The 20,856-nt window shown below is 44.8% G+C and carries 11 protein-coding genes and 1 pseudogene; 1 reads left to right on the top strand and 11 read right to left on the bottom strand.

Features of this window, described 5'->3' with window-relative positions:
- Positions 1 to 63: 63 nt before the first annotated feature.
- Positions 64 to 900: a DUF6279 family lipoprotein gene (locus tag F0229_RS16515; RefSeq protein ID WP_171733274.1), complete on the bottom strand. Its 837-nt coding sequence runs from the start codon at positions 898 to 900 to the stop codon at positions 64 to 66.
- 303 nt (positions 901 to 1,203) lie between these two features.
- Here F0229_RS16515 and F0229_RS16510 point away from each other — a divergent pair, with 303 nt between their 5' ends.
- The gene (locus tag F0229_RS16510; RefSeq protein WP_171733273.1) at positions 1,204 to 1,377 is read left to right on the top strand and encodes an RNA helicase; all 174 of its coding nucleotides are present in this window, start codon (positions 1,204 to 1,206) and stop codon (positions 1,375 to 1,377) included.
- Between the two features lie 140 nt (positions 1,378 to 1,517).
- On the opposite strand, the gene dbpA is transcribed toward F0229_RS16510, so the two are convergent.
- From dbpA to F0229_RS16460, 10 genes and pseudogenes are all read right to left on the bottom strand, one after another.
- Positions 1,518 to 2,897 carry an ATP-dependent RNA helicase DbpA gene (gene dbpA, locus F0229_RS16505; protein WP_017064348.1) on the bottom strand — a complete coding sequence of 460 codons (1,380 nt, stop codon included), beginning with the start codon at positions 2,895 to 2,897 and terminating at the stop codon, positions 1,518 to 1,520.
- Between the two features lie 148 nt (positions 2,898 to 3,045).
- Positions 3,046 to 3,954, bottom strand: a complete 909-nt coding sequence (locus F0229_RS16500; RefSeq protein ID WP_171733272.1) for an aldo/keto reductase family oxidoreductase — start codon at positions 3,952 to 3,954, stop codon at positions 3,046 to 3,048.
- Between the two features lie 217 nt (positions 3,955 to 4,171).
- Entirely contained in the window at positions 4,172 to 4,759 is a 588-nt protein-coding gene (locus F0229_RS16495) for a hypothetical protein (RefSeq protein WP_017071598.1), read from the bottom strand.
- Positions 4,760 to 4,969: 210 nt separating this feature from the next.
- On the bottom strand, positions 4,970 to 5,914 hold the full coding sequence (locus F0229_RS16490) for a PstS family phosphate ABC transporter substrate-binding protein (protein ID WP_171733271.1): 945 nt from the start codon (positions 5,912 to 5,914) through the stop codon (positions 4,970 to 4,972).
- Positions 5,914 to 6,552, bottom strand: a complete 639-nt coding sequence (locus tag F0229_RS16485) for an OmpA family protein (protein ID WP_171733270.1) — start codon at positions 6,550 to 6,552, stop codon at positions 5,914 to 5,916. The genes F0229_RS16490 and F0229_RS16485 overlap by 1 nt, the downstream gene beginning before the upstream one ends.
- Positions 6,552 to 7,865, bottom strand: coding sequence for a TolC family outer membrane protein (locus F0229_RS16480; RefSeq protein WP_171733269.1), 1,314 nt, complete (start codon positions 7,863 to 7,865; stop codon positions 6,552 to 6,554). The genes F0229_RS16485 and F0229_RS16480 overlap by 1 nt, the downstream gene beginning before the upstream one ends.
- Positions 7,866 to 7,899: 34 nt before the next feature.
- Positions 7,900 to 9,225: an HlyD family type I secretion periplasmic adaptor subunit gene (locus tag F0229_RS16475; protein WP_171733268.1), complete on the bottom strand. Its 1,326-nt coding sequence runs from the start codon at positions 9,223 to 9,225 to the stop codon at positions 7,900 to 7,902.
- Positions 9,218 to 11,377 (bottom strand): type I secretion system permease/ATPase, encoded by a 2,160-nt coding sequence (locus F0229_RS16470; protein ID WP_171733267.1) that lies wholly within the window; start codon positions 11,375 to 11,377, stop codon positions 9,218 to 9,220. Before F0229_RS16470 ends, F0229_RS16475 begins: the two co-directional genes overlap by 8 nt.
- Before the next feature lie 33 nt (positions 11,378 to 11,410).
- Positions 11,411 to 20,587, bottom strand: a complete 9,177-nt coding sequence (locus tag F0229_RS16465; protein ID WP_171733266.1) for an RTX toxin — start codon at positions 20,585 to 20,587, stop codon at positions 11,411 to 11,413.
- Positions 20,588 to 20,754: 167 nt separating this feature from the next.
- A pseudogene (locus F0229_RS16460) lies at positions 20,755 to 20,856 on the bottom strand (IS5/IS1182 family transposase); the annotation flags it as partial.

Below are 20,856 nucleotides of genomic sequence, written 5' to 3'. Positions count from 1 at the left end.
TTCACCTTAAAGTGGGATGAAAGGCTAGCTCGACAATAACCGCTAGCCTTTAAAAGGGACGCTCTACTCTTGCAATGACTTCAACGTTCCTTTGAGGCTTTCTAATTCATTCATAAAATACGCCCACTGCTTGTTACTGCTGGTCGCGGCGATATCTACTAAAAACTTGGCTGATGTTTCCATATTTTGGTTGAGTTGTGACTCAAGTTCATCAGGATAATAAGCTTCATTGTTTAAAAGCAACTTCATGATAATCGGCTGAGAAATATGCAGATCGCTCTTCTTTGCCATCAGCGTCGTTAGCTCTTGATAGGTGTTGTTTTGATATTGTCGCCAACTGCTATTGGTATTTACCCACTCTTGAGACCAAGCCAAAATAATCTGTTTTTGTTCTTTCGATACTGAACCCAACCACCGTTCTGCACGCTCTTCTATTCTGCTTCGGTATCGCTCTCTCGAATCGGCATCGTTCAACGACAACCTTTCTTCATAATAGTCTTGCTGCTTTTCACGAAAGTTCTTTAAAAACTCCCTGTCTTGCTTAGGGCTAAGCTGCATACTCAAGGCGTAAATATCTGGAGCGAACTTATTGACGATTGTGCGAATATGCTCTTTCGTTTGTTCACTTTGGCCCACAATAAAAGCGGGATTCATATCCGACCGTTCTACGTTTTGAATCGCTTCTAATTGCGAAATATACAGAGGTAGCTGAGTTTCTTTATGCCACCTCTGTAATATATCTAATCGCTCTTCAAGCTCTGATTCTTGGCTATTTGAGAGGGAAACAAAATCTTCTATATAGCTAACGACAAACCAACCTATATTGTTATAGGCGAACTTGGTCCCGCACCCAGTAAATAGAAAACAGATCACTAAAACTAACCACCGGCACTTTCTCATTCTACCCTCTCACGACATTCAACAAAGCCACAAACCGATTAACTCATCCCTTTAAGGTTAGCCCAGTTTTTATAACGCTAATTCTAGCTCTTATAAAAGTAGTCTTAATAAACAGTGGTCGTAAAAACTTTGAGATAAATTGAGACCCAAACTTGCTAATCTAGCTATTTAGGCAAATGATTAAACTAAAAATAATTAATGGCAGTGATGTAACTTGATTTTATTACTCATTTGACGTGATACGAGCCCTATAAATGAGTTGGGTTGACGTATTTAAAATGATTGATATTTGGGAGGGAAGCTATGGCCGCTATTCCTGATCATCCAAGCGATTTAGAATATGAGCTTTGTTATTTTGATGATGGTTCAATAACCACAATCACGATATTCGCTCACAATCGACAGGAAGCGATGACTTGGTATCTTAGCGAAGGAAAACATATCAACGATCTTTATTCGATAAGACCCGATGAATAATGCTTTGGTATAGAGGACTAGGTCGATAAACCTAAGATAAGAAACTTAAGTGGCATTTTGTGGAACACCCTTTACTGCAATGCCATTAATTAGCAATGTCGTTAATTAGACATATCGCAGCAAAGGGATTCAGTCTCGAATTACTTCAGGATTCGGGCGCGGAATTGACGACCCTTCATTTTACCTGATTCGATTTTGTTCAGTGCTTTTTTAGCCACAGATCTTTCTACCGCTACGTAAGCACGCATTGCAAACAGATTGATCTTACCTACTGATTTACCATCAATGCCGCCTTGGCCCGTCAGTGCGCCAAGAATATCACCAGCACGAAGCTTAGCTTTCTTACCGCCATCAATTTGGATGGTAACCATGTTTGAGTAGTACGGCTTAGCAATTGGTTTTGCTGGCAGTTCAGATGGCTCGATTGGCATGTCCATGTACTCATCAATTTGAGCAACACGGTACATCTCTTTTTCACTAAAAAAGCTGATCGCTACGCCTTTGCTTCCTGCACGGCCAGTACGACCAATACGGTGTACGTGAACTTCAGGGTCGCGAGACAATTCAAAGTTGAACACAGCATCTAGGTTATCAACATCAAGACCGCGAGCCGCAACGTCTGTCGCCACTAGAATCGAGATGGTTTTGTTTGAGAACTGAACCAAAGCTTGGTCACGTTCACGCTGTTCCATGTCACCATGAAGTTCGATAACACTGAAACCGCGGTGGCTTAGCTCATCGTTTACGTTCTGCACTTCTTTCTTAGTGTTACAGAACACAACCGCAGACTCCGGTTGGTGATGAAGTAACAGCAACTCTAGAGCGTCATCACGAGCTTCAGAACCTTCTAACTTGTAGAAGTGTTGTTGGATGCTTGAGTGATCGTGTGTTGATTCAACCTTCACCATTTCTGGATTGCGCATAATGCGGTCTGCAACAGATTTGATCTGTTTAGGGAAAGTCGCACTGAATAGCAGAGTTTGGCGTTCTTTTGGCGCCGCTTCAATCACAGCATCCAAAGCGTCTTGGAAACCCATCTCTAGCATGCGATCCGCTTCATCTAACACAAGTGTGTTCAGCTCAGACAGGTCAATGCGGCCTTTCTCTAGGTGATCAAGAATACGACCAGGTGTGCCCACAAGAATGTGTGCGCCATGCTCTAGTGAACCAATCTGTGGGCCCATTGGCATACCGCCACATAGTGTCAGCACTTTAATGTTGTGAATACCACGAGCAAGAGTACGAATCTCTTTTGCTACTTGGTCTGCAAGCTCACGAGTCGGACATAACACTAAAGACTGAACACGGAAACGCTTAACGCGTAGGTTCTGCAGCACGCCTAAACCGAAAGCAGCTGTTTTACCTGAACCCGTTTTACCCTGACCGATAACGTCCTTGCCATTTAGGATAGTAGGAAGACTTAACGCTTGGATCGGCGTCATTTCAGTATAACCAAGAGAATCTAACGTATTTAGAAGCTCTGGTTTAAGGGCGATTGAAGAGAATTTTGAAGTGCTCAATGGAAATATCCAACTGGTGAAAAACAGAGTGCATTATGAGTGTTTTTGAAAATTATTCCACCTTAATCACAGTTTTGGAGAAACATGTTAGGCGAACACAAAAAAGCCAGCTTACTTAGCTGGCTTTGACTTCTATACGAATTGCTTTCTATGGCACACCGTGACCTTTAGATGCCACCCATACGCGATACCACTGTTCGCGCGTCAGCTCGATTTTCAGTGCATCAACGGCCGTCTTCATACGCTCAATCTTACCAGAACCAATAATTGCAATTGGACTAGATGGTAAACGACGAACCCAAGCGTAAATCACTTGATCAATGCTGTCTGCACCGACTTCTTGACGAATCGCCTCTAGCTCATCACGAACGCGAACCGCTTGCGCTGAATCACCACTGAAGATGCTACCACCACCGAGACAAGACCACGCCATCGGGCGAATGCGGTTCATCTGCAGTTGATCTAGCGTGCCATCATGAGCCACTTCGAAGTTCAATGGGTTGATTTCAACTTGGTTGGTCACTAACGGCTTACCGAGTCGAGATTGAAGCAGTTCGAACTGACGCGGTGAAAAGTTAGAAACACCGAAGTGCTTAACTTTACCTACTTTGTGTAGCTCTGCGAACGCTTCTGCTACTTCATCGGCATCCATTAACACGTCAGGGCGGTGAATCAACAATACATCGATATCGTTAACACCTAAGCGCTCTAATGAGTTATTTACTGATTGGTAAATATGCTGCGCGCTGGTGTCATAGTGATTGATCTTACGATCTGGAGTGTGGTCACCACATAGGTTGATATCGCACTTGGTGACGATTTGAATATCATCACGAAGGCTTGGTTCAAGCGCTAACGCCTCACCAAACAACTTTTCACATTGGTAGTTACCGTAAATATCCGCGTGATCAACAGTTGTGATGCCAAAATCAATATGTTGCTTCAGGAAAGTCAGGCGTTGTTGCGGGGTCATGCCCCACTCTGCTGTACGCCAGTATCCTTGCACCAGCTCAGAAAGTTCTGGGCCTTGTGGCGCTATCGTTACTCTTGCAACCATGGGTTGTCTCCTTTATCAATACTGAACGTATCCTAAGCTCGTTTTACCGAAGGCTCAACGTATAACAAATGGCAAAGCTAAACGCTTATTAAAAATGTGAGAGCCGCAGAAAAACGAACACTTAAATGAATTATAACTTGCTGTCTGCCCGCGAGCCGTTCTCCTGAAAGGCTTTTTTAGCCTAATAAATAACGAAACTATCTATAAATTTGAGCAATTAAAAACGATTAAGTTCAACCGTTAAGTTGTCACCATCACTCTGTAACTGAATCCAAGGAGAAGTAGAGCTAGAAGAAGATAAGCTAGGCACATTCCACACACTCAGTTGCTCTGCTGAACCGTGAGGCGCGTTGATAAATTCGACCAGCTGTTTATCCACCTTATCGAAACCAACACCTTCATTTCGAGCTTGTTCGAGTTGAGCTGTAACATCGAATTCATCTTCACCAATACGAATTGAACTGAGAGCAAAGCCATCTTGGCGAAGGTATGCCTGAAGCTTTGTGTAACTTAGGTCCGAATATGGCAGGTTTAAGCGAACCGTTTCGACACTTGAGTCCCCCAACTCCAGTTCAACATACACATCCAGGTCGTAATATTGGGTTAAGTCACTGCACAACAAAGTACCTTCGATCTCACCACAATCCATCAACTCGATATCATTAATATAGTTTTGAGAATTCGGCAGACTTGGGCTGCTGTTAAATACTGTTCTTAGCCACCAGCTTTCGGTTGCTTGCGCTGAAAATGAAATAGCATTGAGGGACAGCATTAGAGGCAAGATTAGAACTTGAAAGATTTTCATCGACTGGGCTTATTTAGCGCTATATGAAGTGTCCATTATACGTGACCAAACGACAAACAACTGCTCGAGTCGCAAATTTTAGGCGAAAAAAAACGGGCATACATGCCCGCTAGATAATTTCATCACCGAATAACGTAATCCGTCACGTTGAGAACCATTACGAAAGAGAGAATATCACTCTCCCACAACAGTTGCAACACGCCGTACCAATTACTTATAGCCACCTTCAATAGCAGGCTCTTCAAGCGACAATCTGACTTTGTTACGTTGAATAGCTTCTGGCGGCAAGCTGATGAAGCCGTATTGGTTCAAAACGACTTGATGATCTTGTGACAAGGTAAGCCCAACAAAGAACTCCTCTTGTTCCGTAAAGCCTTTGCGATGCGCTGGAATATTCAAGTACATGTAATAAACCGTTGCTAACGGGTAACGACCAGAGAGGATCGTTTCTTTGTTTAGGTCGTAGTTCACACCTAGGTTATCAACCACGCTCAACCATTTCACATCAGAGATCTGATCTGAGTAAACGGTGTAACCAATGGCGGCATCTTCGTCTTCAATCTTATTAATCAGATCAGGTAAATCCGCTAAGAACTGAGTATGGGCATATTCTCCTTCTGTTCCACATTCGACCCAACTTGAAAAGGTAGTATGGCCTTTCAGGTTGTGATCAATGGCAAAGGGCAACATATGAGTATCTAGGCTTTCACCGTTACGAATATCACTACTTGCTGACCATTTTGGATGTTTAGGATCGTTAGAACAACCAAACACATCAATTAATTCAGCGACGGTGATTGATGTCGCAGGGTTATTTTCATTGGCTAGAATCGCAATCACGTCAGCGGTCAACATCAGCTCTGTTGGCCTATAACCGTAACGCATATCAAACCTAGCCATCTCTTTGTCAGTCCACTTTTTGGAAGTGATACCAACACGCGAGCGCTGCATGATCATCTGTTCTGGGACGCTGTCACTCAACAAGATTTCTAAGTCGATCTCTTGGCTCTTAAGCAGATCTTCTACAAGCCCCTGCATATTCGGCTCAATCGCGACCAAACCAATGTCACTGGCATCATTCGCGAACGTCGATGCAGAGAACAACATAGGTACAGCAGCAAGCAGTAAGCCCGATTTATTCGATAGACGTTTCATTACTGGCCTCCTACTGGATCAATCGACGTTTTAGACTCAACATCGCTATTACTATCGAGCTGCATTTCTGAAGTGAAGATGTTCCAAGATGGATTCACTTCCATGCTTTCTGTCTTAATCACCGCAATAGTTCTGCGCTTACGCTTGTGAAGGTGCTGAGTTAAGCTGGTTATCTGAGTAAACTCTTGTTCGAAGATACGCTCACCATTGATGCCTCTATCAATCAATGCGTCTCGAATCACGCCAGTTCTTTTCTTGGCCAATGCTTTGTTATAAACGTTTGTACCTTCAGCACTGGTATCTCCGACCAAGGTAACCGAAGCATCAGGCTGCTCTCCTAGTAAACGCACCAACTCATTTAATACAGCGGTATGATCAGGTTTAAGGTCATACTTATCAAAATCAAATGCCACACTTAATACTTCAACATCTTCGACAATTTTCCAATTAGCACACCCTTTAATGTCTACCGTTACACCTTCTGGCGTATCGGCACATAGATCTCGCTGGTTAATCACACCATCTCGGTCATTATCCGCTAAGTCATCAATTTGGTGGCGTGTCATTGTCGTATCAGGCGTTTCTGCACATCCCATTAGCAATATAGAGCTAAATAGCGCTAGTTTAAAATATCTCATTACTTATTCTCCCCTTGCCACTCTTCTGGATGTTCAATCCTCAACGCATACGTCAACATACCCATCGCATTTAACACTCGATAAGCCGCTAACATTTGATCATATTCAGTGCTGATGAAGTTTCTTCGAGCCAAAAACACTTCTACTTTTGCATCCAGTACATCAAGAAGGCTTCGTCTGCCAACATTGAATTGCTGGATATAGCCAAGCTCTGCAATTTTCGCTGCATCAACATTCTGTTGAAGTAAGGATTTTTGCTGCTCAAGCATTTTGTAAGCGTTCCAAGCCAGTTGTGTACCTTCTCGAACCTCACGCTCTGTTCGTAATCGGATCGCCCTTGCCTCTTCCACTCGCCAAGCTGACGATTCAACCCTGGAGTCGGTAGAGAAGCCATTAAACAGGTCATAATCCATCGTCAACATGATACGTGCATCTTCATCGACACCGCCTGGCGGGTTAGATACGTTGTCATTCTTATTGGCATGAAGCTCAAGTTTTAGTTCTGGGTAGTAATCCCCTTTCTCGCGGCGCATCTCTTTACGAGCCGCGTCGATATCAAGCAAAGAGGCTTTGATTTCAGGGTGATTCTCGACAGCTTGTTCAAGTGCGACCTGTGCTGAGCTTGGTAATAGAGCGTAATCAAACCGGGGGTAAACCAAGTTCACCGCAGGTTTGCCAACCAAGCGTAGATACTGAGTTTGCAAATCAAACAGGTTGTTCTGAGCGGCGATAAGTGAAGACTGCGCGGTCGCGACACGGGCGGAGATTTGAGCCAGATCCGAGTTGCTACTCAAGCCTTTGCTCTTTTTATCTTGGATATCTTGATAGATCTCTTGGTGCTCTTTTACATTACGCTTAGACAATTCAAGTAGCGTCTCTGCTTTTAGGATATCGAGGTAATTTCTCACCACATCTAACGATACGTTTTCAGCTCGCGAAATCAGAGTTAGACGCTCAGCTTCTGCTTCGAACGTCAGTCGATCGACATTCGATGTGGTTTTAAAACCATCAAATAGTAACTGGGATACTTTAACGCCAATTTCCGTTCTCGTTAGGCCTCGATCATCGGTATCAAGTTTGCTACCACTGTTGTAGCGCGTTTCTTCATAACCTGCTGCCGCGTACAAGTTCACTTGCGGCATATACAAACCACTCGCCGCGTCTCCGTCTCTGACCACCGATTGGTATCGGGAGTATTGCGCCAATATCTCTGGGCTATAGTCGATGGCAAAGGCCACGGACTCTTCTAATGAAGCTGCTTGAGACAGCCCACTCATTAGCAAGCAAGAAGAGAGTAAGAATTTTGAATGCATTACACTTCCTTTTATATTTATGCTTTAACCCACTTCATCGTTCACGAAGTGAGTTTTCCTTAGCTCGTAAAATAGGTTTTAACCAATAACTCAATACTGTTTTCTCTCCGGTTAATATATCGACCGCGACTTGCATCCCCGGGATAATGCTAAAGGCAGAGTTTTGTTGCTGGTCTTCGTTTAACTGAATATGGGCACGATAATAGGCGTTTCCGTCTTCCGTTTGTAAGGCGTCGGCACTCACGTAAATCACCTCGCCTTTAAGTCCGCCATAAATGACGAAATCGTAGGCCGTGAATTTCACTGTTGCACCTAACCCGTTATGAACAAACGCAATATCTTGCGGAGAGATTCTCGCTTCAACAATCAGGTCACTGTTTGATGGAATGATCTCAATGATCGGCTCGCCGGGACGAACTACACCACCAATGGTACGCACAAAGATCTCTTTGACTGTGCCATCAACGGGCGCGACAATTTCAGTACGCTTGAGTTGGTCGGCAATCGCCTGCTGGCTTTCGTTCAGCTGCGCTATCTTGCTCGCCACTTCATTCAACTGGCCTTGCACTTTGGTACGAAAATCTAAAGCGATACTTCGATGATCCGCTATCGACTCTGAGTAGGCAGCTATCTGCTTCTGCGCTGCTACTTTTGAGCTAGCAATATCACCTTTGAGTTTGACTACATCACGGTTGAGTTTAAGTAGCTCAACTTCCGCAACAGCACCGCTCGCTACCACGTCTTTCAGCATGTTGCGCTCACGAATCACAATCTCGAGGCTGCTTTCAAGAGTCTGGATATTATTAAACGTATCGACACGAGCTTGGTCTTGTTGCTCGATACGAAGTGCCGCCTCTTCCAGTTCAGACTTCAACTGTCCTAAACGTTCTCGGTAGTTCGCCTTGGCATTCATTAACGCAGGGTGGCTTGATACATCAACCGCAATATCTTGAGGCACCAAGACCACTCGCTCATACCACTCTTTCGCATCGTTATTTAAAACGACCGTCGACAGCTCAGCCTTTAATCTTAATTGCTGAGCAAGCAAGGTATCCGCTTGTTGAGCCGACTCTAAAAACGCCGCCTTAAAACGTGTGTCTTCTAACTTAGCTAGAGGTTGCCCCTTCACTACAGATTGGCCTTGTCGCACCATGATCTCTTGAACCAGTCCACCTTCTAAGCTCTGAATGGTTTGCACCGAAAGACTTGGAACGACTTTACCTTCACCGATCACGACTTCTTCTAATGTTGCCCACGTAGCCCAACCGATAATTGATACAATGAGTAGAGCACTCAACCAAATCAGCTTTCGAGAGCGGAATGCTAAGTGGTTGTTGGTCCATTGAATATCATTAATCATGACGACCTCCCTTCACCACAGATACCGTCTTAAACCGGCTCGTACCTTTAGGTACACTTTTCTTCTGTAAAGAGAGAATTTCTTTAGGTTCACCTTCTGCCACGATTTGACCTTTATCCAATACAATCACTCGATCACACATCATCAAGAATGAAGACTTATGGGAGCTGATTAGCATTGAGGTTTCTCTCGGCATACTTTGAAGTGCATTAAAGAACTGAATCTCGGCCTGATTATCTAGCGCGCTGGTGGGCTCATCCATGATCAATAACTTTGGACAACGATACAGAGCTCTCGCAATGGCAACGGCTTGGCGCTGACCACCAGAAAGTAACCGACCACCCTCACCGACAGGTGTTTCAAGGCCATTGCTTAGGCGCCCCATGTAACCATTCAAACCCGACTGTTGAAGAGCTTGTCTTAGCTTTTCTTCATCAACGTTGGTCGCACCAAGCGTAACGTTGTCGTAAACACTGCCAAAAATAAGATTAGTGGTTTGCCCTACCCAACCCATGCCACTACGCAGAACGCTGGTTGGCCATAATTGCCCATCGATTTCTTGATAGAAAGCTTGTCCTGTTGTTGGCAAATACTGGCGCGCAACAATCGATAGTAGAGTTGTTTTACCCGCGCCTGCCGCACCGACAAGACCAACTCGCTCACCCGGTTTGATCTCTAGGGAAATCTCCTTTAATGCAGGGCTTTGAGTCTCTGGATAAGTAAACGTCACTTCATCTAACCTAACCCCACCATCAAAGTCTCCTTTGTCGATAACTTGGTGTTTGGACTCTTCCTGAGGTAGCTCCATAATCTGATTCAGCCCTTCAACGGCCGAACGTGTTTGCTGGAACCTCAGCAATAGAAGAGAAAGCTGGTTCACCGAACTTGCAGCGCGCCCACTCAACATCACAACGGCTATCAAACCACCCATACTCAGCAAGCCTTCAGAGATCTGATACACGCCGAAGATGATCAGAGTGATGGTAACGATCTGCTGACTGGACTGAATAGAGTGCGTCACGATATTGGAGTAATGACGAGATTGAGTCTGCCATTGAGAGAGCGACGAAATCGTCTGTTCCCAACGCTTCTGGGTAATACCCTCAGCATTGTTTTGCTTGATATCCGGAAGGGTTGTTAAGCAATCAAACAGCTGGGCTTGTCTTTGTGTCGAGAGACGTGCGGTTTCATCGAATGTTTTCTCGACCTTGCCTTTCATCGCGATGCTCAGCACAATCAAAACAAGCATGATCGCGACAGGTATGAACATCATTGCGCCACCGAGCCAGCCGATAAGCAGTAGGAATAACAAAGTGAATGGCAGATCGACTAAAGTGACTAACGAGATAGAAGTGAAGAAATCTTTCACGCTATCGAAGTCTTGAAGCTGTCTGGCAAATGCGCCTACCGATTGAGGTCGATTTTCGAGCTTCATACCAAGGACTTTCGAGAACAGCTGAGAAGACAACTTGTTATCAATATAGCGCCCAGCCATATCAGTCACAGAGCTTCGTGAGCTTCTCAATACCCAATCAAAAATAACAACGATACCAACGCCTGCTGCTAATACCCAAAGCGTGTTAAACGCTTGGTTTGGCACAACACGGTCGTACACATTCATGGTAAATAACGGAACCACTAGCGCAAGCACGTTGATCAAGAACGAAGCGATAAACAGATCGCGATACCAAGGCTTCACTTCTTTGACCACCCGCCACAACCAACGGGTGTTGGATTTACTGTCATTGCGCTCATGTGCCTGAACACGGGCGTCATCAAGCGCTTGAGCACCCACTTGCCAAACAAATGCATCCACTTTAATGACTAAGTCTTTAAGGAGAATTTGTTGGCTTAAGTTGGATTCACAATTCAATACTTGAAAGTCGCCAACGGAGCTTTGGGTTACGACAAGAGGAGACCCTGTCGCGGACTCAACAGCAACAACAGGGAACTGACATTGAGTCAGTAATTCTTTTTTAACGTGGCTCAGCGTTAACCCCGATTTCTCAATGGCTCTTGGGAAAAGGGATTCATTGAGCCTTCCTTCATTTAAAGGTAGGCCAGACACTATTTTGGAAGGATGGCTGCGAACATTAAAATGCTCACATAACCATTCAACACAACCTAGCCAGCTGTCTTTTTGTTCTACCAATCTAAACTTCCTTTTATAGACTGTACATCCAACTTACAGCGTTAAATTATTGTCTTCTATCATTTTTTGTAAAATTTGTGCTTCTAATGCACTGCTACTGTCACCTTGATACAGATCGTCGTACGTGACATCGGCTATTAAGATGTTTTGTTGAACGTCTTCGTCGCCATTAGGTTTAATAGAAATGGTCACGCCTTCACCAGATTCTTCTAAATCTAGATATTGTCTTGCCCCTAGCCCTGTATTAAGCCCTAGGCTTCCCAAAATACCCGAGAGGTCAATTGCATCAGTATCTGGAGACGCATCAAAATCTTGAATCACATCGTAGCTTGGTGCTTCTGCACTCCCTAAGCCTGAAGAGGCGAACACAAAATTATCTGAGCCCGTCCCGCCAATCAGCAGGTCGTTATCATCTGTCGCGGTAATCGTAGAATCCCCTTCAGCGACAAACTCAATCGATACGGTTTGGGGTAACCCGACCGCTTGGTTATTGCCTATCTCTGCAGACGGCTCTATCGTTAGGTCAAATTGATCACCACTGTTGTAGCCCCCGGTAATCGCTAGGTTAGGCACATCTGCCAAGTCCACCACATATTGACCATCGACCATAGAGCCGTGTGAGAACGTCAAACCTGCGGGAATATCATGAATTGTAATGAAGCCCACTTCTGAATCAGCAGGGTTTACAAGAGAAAGGTCTAAACCAAGAGGAATCGTGCCACTTGCTTCTGCCACGATCGAAGAATATTCAACGCTCAATAACGGTGCATCAGGCTCTGGTGTGATAATAAGCGCCATGTCTTGCGAGCTCGGGTCACCCGTGTCGACCACTAACTCACCGAGTACCGTATTTTGATCAACCGTTCGGCCGGTAATCGTAATATCGAGGTTACCAAACGCATCGCCTGCAAAGAATTCGAGCTCATCAACAGAACTTGCTTTAACGAGGATCGTCGCCTGTATGATGCCACCAACACTGGTGAAAGAACTGGTTTCTGATCCAATTCGAATTCGGTCTAACCCAACTAACCCTGATGGGTCCGAAGTTCCATTCACTGTTACCGTAATTGCTAAAAACTCATCACTGTTAGTTTCAAAGCTATTGGCATCAAGAGGAATCACGATGCCATCATCTTCACTTCCAGTGAGCTGTTCAGGTAAATCGAAGAACTCAACTTTGTCACCTATAGGGTTAACACCTACAGTAAATTCAGATTGTGTATAACGGATATCCGTCGTACCAATTTCTTGAGTAATCGCCTCTAGAGACAGATTAATGTCACCACTAAAGTCTCTTGGTGGCAGAATGACTAGATTAGATAACTGACTTGGATCTAACTGCCACTCATAGGTAGGGTTTCCATCGAAGGTACCGCCATCAGCACCATTGTTTGGAACCAACTCATAGTTGTCTCCGATTTTAATCGCGACAACTGCGCCTTCAGGAACTCCCTTCAACGAAAGCGACATGTTTTCAGAACCATCTTGGTCAATCAGCTCTGCGCTAAGTGATGACAACGAAATGTAATTATCTTCATCTCCGATAATATCCTCTGTTATCAAGTTCGCCGCATCAGCGACTGGCTCAACAGTAATAGTCACGACCGTCGTTTTATCTTGCGTATCCGTTTCTGTCACGCAATCCGCTTCATCGGTAATATTTGCTGTCACAGTGAGGGTAATTTCACCACTGTAATGCTCAGGTGGCGTAACTAACACATCACTCAAGCGGCTAGGATCCGTTACCGTCCAAGTACCATTGCCATTATCAACTAACAACCCGGTGTCAGTTGGAGTTTCAGACAAGGTCGCTCCATTCGAAATGCTCACCGTTAGAGAGTTAACGGTTTCTTTACCGGTAGCGCTATTGCCTTCACCAGTGATTAATTGTCCATCTTCAACGCTATCACCAAGAACCAGTTCAAGGTTAAGGTCTGTCGCGATGTCTTCTTGAATGGTTGTGGAGTCGGCTTCAACCGTAATGTCATCGACCACAGGCAGAACTTGGATACTAATGGTTTGGGCCGTCGTCACCGTATCACCGCTACATGGTGAGGTTTCAATAGTCTCTATGGTGAAATCAATACACCCTGCAAAATCTTCATCCAAGCCCGTTAACGTTAGTTTCGAGAGTCCATCTGCAGTGATCGAGTAACCAACTACTTCGCCAGCCGCGTCATATTCCGCAATAACACCATCACCCGAAATCTCGACGCCTTCAGGAAGAGAATCGGCAGGAATATAGAAAGAGATCGTATTGTCTGGGTCATTCGCTACATTAGTATTGAGCAAGCCCGTTAAATCGATATCTTCACCTTCATTAGTCTTAATATCACCACCCGGTTGAATGGGACTTGGTGGGCCAACAGGGTCACAAGAACCGCCACCGCCGTCATGACCAGTAATTTGCAGCGGGAAAGTCGCATCAATATATCTCGCATCTTCACCATCAATCACACGAGCACGAACCACAATATCCAGTACCGGAGTATTACTTGGGCTGGAAATCGTCGCATTATCTAAAATGTACGCTGCGAGCTCTTGGAAAGAGTCACTCGTTAGCCCATCCGCCGATATGATCCAATTCCCAGAGCTATCTTGCGCAGCACCATTAGGGTGCTCAACAATCAACGAATAGCCGTCGGGAATCTCGATCAAAATATAATCTAGGTACTCTGACCCATCGATATCCGCGTCGACGAACGTCACGGCGTTAGAGATATCAACAGGCGAGCCATCTGTACTCTGTAACAGCTCTGTAGAGCCTTCTAATCGAGTATCTAGCTCGACACGAGCATCGACAGTCACGTTAATGGATCCGGTAATATCTTTAATATCCGTTGCACCAGTTGGAGAGGTATCCGTGACTTCATAGGTGATAGGAATTGAGAATGTTCCGCTTAAATCTTCTGTCGCTGTAACAGAAAGCCTGCCGCTGCTTAGAAGATCCGAAAGCGTTGGCGTTGTTGAGTCCAGTAGAGTATCCAAATCTAAGCCTGAAGCTGGGACCTGAATAACACTCCCATCAAAATAAAGAGTGAGATCTGCAGGTAGGCTATCAATGACATATCCCGTCAAGGATTCGCTGCCATCAATATCCTGATTCACTGAAGGTTCAAGGTTCAGGCCGATTTGACTGTCTTCGATGCCTTGAGTACTGACCACTTGACCGTCTTCTTGATCAACGACCGGCGCTAGCTCTACTTTAAGTGTCATAGGAAACTCGCCCGAATCACCATCGGGCTCAGTTGAGATAGCAATAACGGTGAGTTCTAATTCACCACTAAAATCAAGAACTGGCTTGAGATACAGATCATCCAGTTGAGCGTTAGAGACTTGGAATACGGGCCCTGTCACATCATCAACATACGCAATCGTCAGCGATACTGGTTCACCCAACGCATCCACCAGCAAAGTGCCTTCAGGAATGTTAGTAAGCAGTATGTTGATCTCTTCTGAAACATCGTCATCCGTCGTTTGTATGAGGAAGTCGAGCTGTATTAACCCATCTTCATTCAAGACCGATTGGTTGCTGATGACTTTACTGTCACTGTCGTATTGCCAATGACCATTACCACCGTCTACCGCGATAGGTTCATCCACAACACCTTTCAAAAAGATATTGATGGTTTTTGTATCACTTGACGCTTGCCCATTGATAGGAATAAGTGAATCGATCGTCGACTCAGTCGCTATTGCTGTTACGTCTATTGACAGATCTTCAGTAAAGGAACTGATGTCTTCTTTAGGCTGAATATAAGCAACACCATTGGCGATAGCTTCGGCAGTGACTGAATAGGAATTATTGCCTATCTTTGCGGTACCATCACCTTCAACAGACCAGCCATCTTGAACTTGGATAATATAACTTAACGATTCAGAACCATCGGTGTCCGCCAAAGCGCCTTCAATAACGTCTTTGAGGTAAATAGCTTCATCCTCTAGTCCCTTGTAGTCTTTAACAGACACATGAGGAGTATCAGCATCAGGTGAAATATCGACAGTAACGGTATGTACAATACTTGCCGTTTTATCATCTGGGTCAGCGAATGAATTGCCAGACTCTGTTGCAACCGCAGTAATCTCAAACTCAAAGCGACCCGCTAGGTTGTCGTCAGCCCTGATTTCCATTTTATCAATCTGAGCCTGTGTGTAAGATTTCCCTTCTTTGACTGCGTTGCCATTTAACGTCAAATTCAAGCCGTCAGGAATCCCACTAATCTGGTAGCTCAATGTTTCTGACGTATCTTGATCCACCAGCTGAGCTGTTATGTCCAAACTGACTGGGTCTGAGTCATCTTCTACTGAATGATAGGAGAATACGGAAGCCGACCAATCCGGTGCATCAGCCACCGGTAAAACAGACACTGCAACATCAGCCGTCAGTTCTTTAGGATCCGTATCAGTGCTAATGCTTGCGTTGATCGCTAGGATAACCGTTGAGGTGGTATTGGATTCATGAAGCGCGGGACGATAAGTCAACTGTCCATTAGGCCCAGTGAACTGACTATCAATCGCTGCCAATTGACTTCCAGACAAGGTGACCTTGCCGTCTACAACTTGAAGCAACACCCCATCAAGGTACAAGCTACCACCGTTTAGCGATGCTTCTGAGAACTCGATAGCAGTAACGGTTTCGCTTTGGTCGACATCGCCGGTTGCCACACTTACAACGATAATCGCGTCATTGTCTTCTGTGGTTTCAGAATCTTCATAACGAATAAAACCTTCGTTATCATCCAGAATAAGCTCAGCAGTACTGGTAACTTTATCACCGTCCGCATCTCGCACCAGATAATCGATGTCATCGACGATCTTAGGATCTGCAGGGTTTGTTGATACATTGGGATTTGTAGTCAGCTGGTAGCTACCATCTGAAGAAAGCGTAAACTGACCGTAAGTAGACCCACCATCATAATCATTAATTAGATTAATCGTGATAGGAGTTCCTGCGTTATCAAAGGTATAGGTAGTACCGCGATAGTCAAAACTTACAATGGTTGCGCCATCGGCACCTGCGAATTTTTCTGTTAGAAATTGTCCATTAAGGTCATCACCCTCAACCATTTCAATTGCCCCTGAACGCGCAACTGGGACAGCATCTGTTACGTTGACAGAATAAATTGCCGGATCAGAGCTATCGCCGTCCGCATCGTTGACCACCAGTTCAAAATTGAGGGCTAGATTATTCTCTCCATCAGCATTGGCGTGATCGAGAGGTGCATAAAGGTCGAACTCTGTTGTCCCATCAGTATTAAAACGAATCCTAAATATATTGTTTCCATCAGAATCTTGACCGTAATACCAACCATCAGAATCGACAGCTTGCAGTGAAATGTCTTTCCCTGCACTCGAATATGAAAGTGCATCAAACGCAGCGGTGTCGACCGTCACAGAGACAACATCATCGGAACCTTCGATTATTCCTAACGAAGGGCTAGAATCTTCAACACCAACCTGTTCGCTGTCTCCAAGCAGACCGTCTTCATCAACAGAAATGCTTCCGATAACAGTAATTTTAGGGTTTGCACCATCGTAAATCTTAATATCAGATTCTTGTGTATCTCGTGAACCGTCTGAATCGATGGTGACGATTGAGGCTGGAATCGACAGCTCTGTGTCCTTCACACCGGTTCCGTGGTCTATTGACTGGTACAAATCAATCTCAACCGTGACATTCGTGGAACCATTGGCTTCTAAGCTAAAATCTTCAGGAAGTCTCACTTGGAAAACAGCATCGCCATTCGACAATACCGCATCAAACGTTCCATCCCCATTATCTCGCCAAGACAATGCTTCACCATTACGTGTCACCGCCTCACCGTCACTATCAAGAACGGCTTGGCCAGTTATCACATCTAACCCCAAGAACACGAGTGGATCGTTGCCCGCACTCACGGCTAAGCTTGCACTCGCGGTTGTTCCAACACCAGACGGGGTTGTATCAGCAACAGGGTTTTCACTCAACTCGACCATGCCAGAGCCAATCGTAGGCTCCCCACCATCCGTAATCGAGACGTTCAAGGTTAATTGAGTTTCATCGTTGTCATCATCTTTTGCTGTGATGACAAAAGGAATTTGGTCGGTTCCATTCGTTTGGTCGAGGCCCTTGAATAGTTCAAAGGTGTAAGTGACATCAGTATCGGTCTCACCTGACAGAGAGGTAAAGCTCAAGGTGAACGCTTTATTTTCAGCACTTTCAGAGCCAACATAACCAGTAAGTTCATTTCCGTCTGCAGAGACCACATAGATGATCTGTACACCCCCACTAAACAACTGCGGCTGATCTCCAACATCAAAAAATACAGACTCAACAAAGTCACTTCCGACGTTGAGATTGAAAGTGCCAGTATCTGAAACACTGCCGTGAATAAGATCTGATTCGTCCACAGCAGCATTGCTAGTTGAAGTTAATATTGGGTCGGCTCCATCCTGGATGATCCAGTCGAATTGCCCTTGTTTTAAAGAAGTGCCATCTAAATCCGTTCCATCAATAATAAGTGGCAGGGTGATGGAGTCGTTGCTGAACAGGTGGTTAATAGACTGTTCTAACACTAATGTGACATCTGCTAGAACATCGATACCACTAGCGACTGCACTCAACGTTAGCGTGAATATCGTTTCACCATTTGCTTGTGCGGTAATCGTTTTACCATCATTCGCTAACGTGTAGGTTAGAGGAAAGTTCTCATCTCCGGTCGTCAAGCCCAAGGCGTCTAACTGCACCAGAGTATTAGCATTAAATACAATAGAAGCGGGATCTGGATTATCTGATCCAGCGGAAACGGTAAACTGGCCGACTACAGTTTGAATTCCATCAGACACATCACCTTCAGAGCTGGTCGTTGTCCCATCAACAACTAGCCCTGCATCACCATCAAAAATATCAATGACCGCAGTGCCGTTTCCGAAATCATTACTGATGTCGCCAGCAACATAGTTGAAGGTGATGTTCTGATCAACTGTGTGGTCCAAATTCCTGTTGGCGACGAACGTCCAGTGGCCATTCGCAAATACGGTCAAGGTGCCTTCGCTAGTAGCAAATGAAACCGGAGAGCCACCAACAATCGTCTTGGTCGTACCATCAACTTCAACACTTTTTATCGTAAGTTGAGTATCCAAATCGATGTCGTTATTCAACACGTTCCCTGACGCAATCTCACCCTCGATCATTTGATAAGACTCATCAAAAACCAGAGGTTCAGAATCTTTGATGACAATAGGTAAACGTCCTATCACTAACTCCGTTGTACCATCAGCATCGGTTTGCAAACCTTCGATGAGCAGAGCCGTCAGAATTGAATCTAACCCAGCTTCCTGATCAATCGCCTTATAAAAATTGATATTTACGTTGCTGCCGGAAATTGACGCATCGAATACTTTTTGCCCATCGCTTCGTGTGCCAATTAGGCTTTGTTTATCAGCCGATACAGCAACGGTTATCGATAGGGTTTGAGAAGTTAGTGACTCTGCGATGCTTTGATCATCGCTAAAAGAGAAGTCCGCATAATCGATGCGAATATCAGAGGTCTGAGTTTGATTTCCAAAAATCCCGACAACAGTTTCTGAGAACACAACCGACTCGGGCAGTATAATGCTTGGCATATCATCGATAGCTTGATTGCCTACCGTATTGAAAACTTTGGCATCAACTGTCCATTCTGACGCCAAGTTTAGGGACGAGACATCTATATTTTCAACAACCCAATTACCTGATGCATCAACAACACCCTCAAACACAAGAGTCTGAGAGCCATCATTAACTTCAATATAAACAGGAAGACCTTCGGCAACATTGGTTGTGCCTTGCATGGTTGTAAGTTGGCCGCCACGAAATGCCAAAATACTAAAACCGTCTAGCGTATCAATGTCTATAACAGGCGAAACAGTATCAATAACAATTTGCCCTGCGCTATTTATTGCAGAAGCAGGGTTACCGGCAACGTCAACAGTGTCAGCCTCAATTTGAATGCCACCATCGGAAAAGCTGGTTAGATCCACGCCTTCAACTGACCAAGCACCATCAATCACAGTTGCCGTCAGAACAATGACATTCGTTGTGCTGTCAGAAATACGAATATTGACCGTTTGGCCATCTTCTACGTTCTGTACCGTACCAAAGAATTTAGCCGACTGAATTTCGAAGCTATTGAGGACACCGTCGCCACCATCATCAACCGCTGCGGTGATGTCCGCTAGCGTATCTTTCACGATCGTGTCGGTCGCTGTTGTAGGGTTTCCAGCAATATCGATAGTATTGGCAACAACGGTTAGCTCACCTTCTGCAAAGCTTGAGTAGTCTTGAAGAGTCAGAGTCCAAGTTCCGCCGGATACTTCCGTTGTGTATTCTTGTATCGTTCCTTGGCTATCGGTAATTGAAATGTTGATGGTTTGCCCATCTTCTACATTGGCAATCGTACCAACTAGCACCCCATTCGATATTTCAAATTGATTGTAAAACTCATCACCAAAGCCATCGAAGTCAACCTCAATGTTGGCTAATGTGTCTTTGATTGTGGAATCGTTAGCTGCAATGCTATTGCCAAAATCATCAGCAATGACAGCATCGACTTGAAGATCCCCCTCCTCCAATGAAGAGAGGTCGACGCCATTGACGACATACGTTTCATCGCTTGTGATGGCTGTGGTGGTTACTGTGTTTCCGTTAACATCAGTGATGGTCAGAACAACGGTACGCCCGTCTCGAACATCCACTGCCGTGCCCGTAATCGTGACACTTGGTACTTCAAACTGATTTTCGTAACCGTCTCCACCATCCAAAATATCAACGGTTAATAGTGCACTAGGTAACAGAATATCAAGGTTACCCTCATTCGAGGTTGTATCTTCGTCGGCATATTCTGCAGGACGCGTATCAAAACCCGCCTCAGCGAGCGTTTCATCTAAGGTGGAACGAACATAAGCAATAAAAGAGGCGCTGGAACTAGGTTGATCATTTACTGAGTTAGGCTGTTGAGGTGCGCTTTCAATGTTGTTGACGAGTTCGGTGACCACCTTTTCCAACTGTTGTTCAACTGCGGCGATTTGTGGTTCGGTTAGGGGCTGAGCCTCTTGTAAATTCTGAGGTTCAATGCTGACGACTTGCACGCCTTCAACTTTTGGCTGCGTAGCAGGTAATTGAAGCCAAGTCCCATCAGGGAATACTTGCCACACAACACCACCAACTTCGATATATAAAATAGGATCCATCCTAAACCTCTTCCTTACAAAAACGCTGACCTTGAGAACATCAATTTACTCAATAAAAAGCCGGAGAAATCAGCACACTCTCTTTAGTTAATACTAGCAAACAACAAACCATTAACAGTTAATTAATTATCACTAGGGCGTGTTGATCTTTGCTGTGCATTTCGCGTTCAACAATACATCGGTAGCCACATTAACATGAATGCCAGCGATAACATGCTGGCATAATTCCTTTCTAGCTTGTCATATCTACTTGAAATAGCTCGATAATG

It is taken from the genome of Vibrio sp. AIC-3 (genome assembly GCF_013114515.1).
GTDB classification, from domain to species: Bacteria; Pseudomonadota; Gammaproteobacteria; order Enterobacterales; family Vibrionaceae; genus Vibrio; species Vibrio crassostreae_C.
The sequence above is the reverse complement of the archived record's forward strand: the minus strand, read 5'-3'. Positions and strand labels throughout refer to the sequence as shown.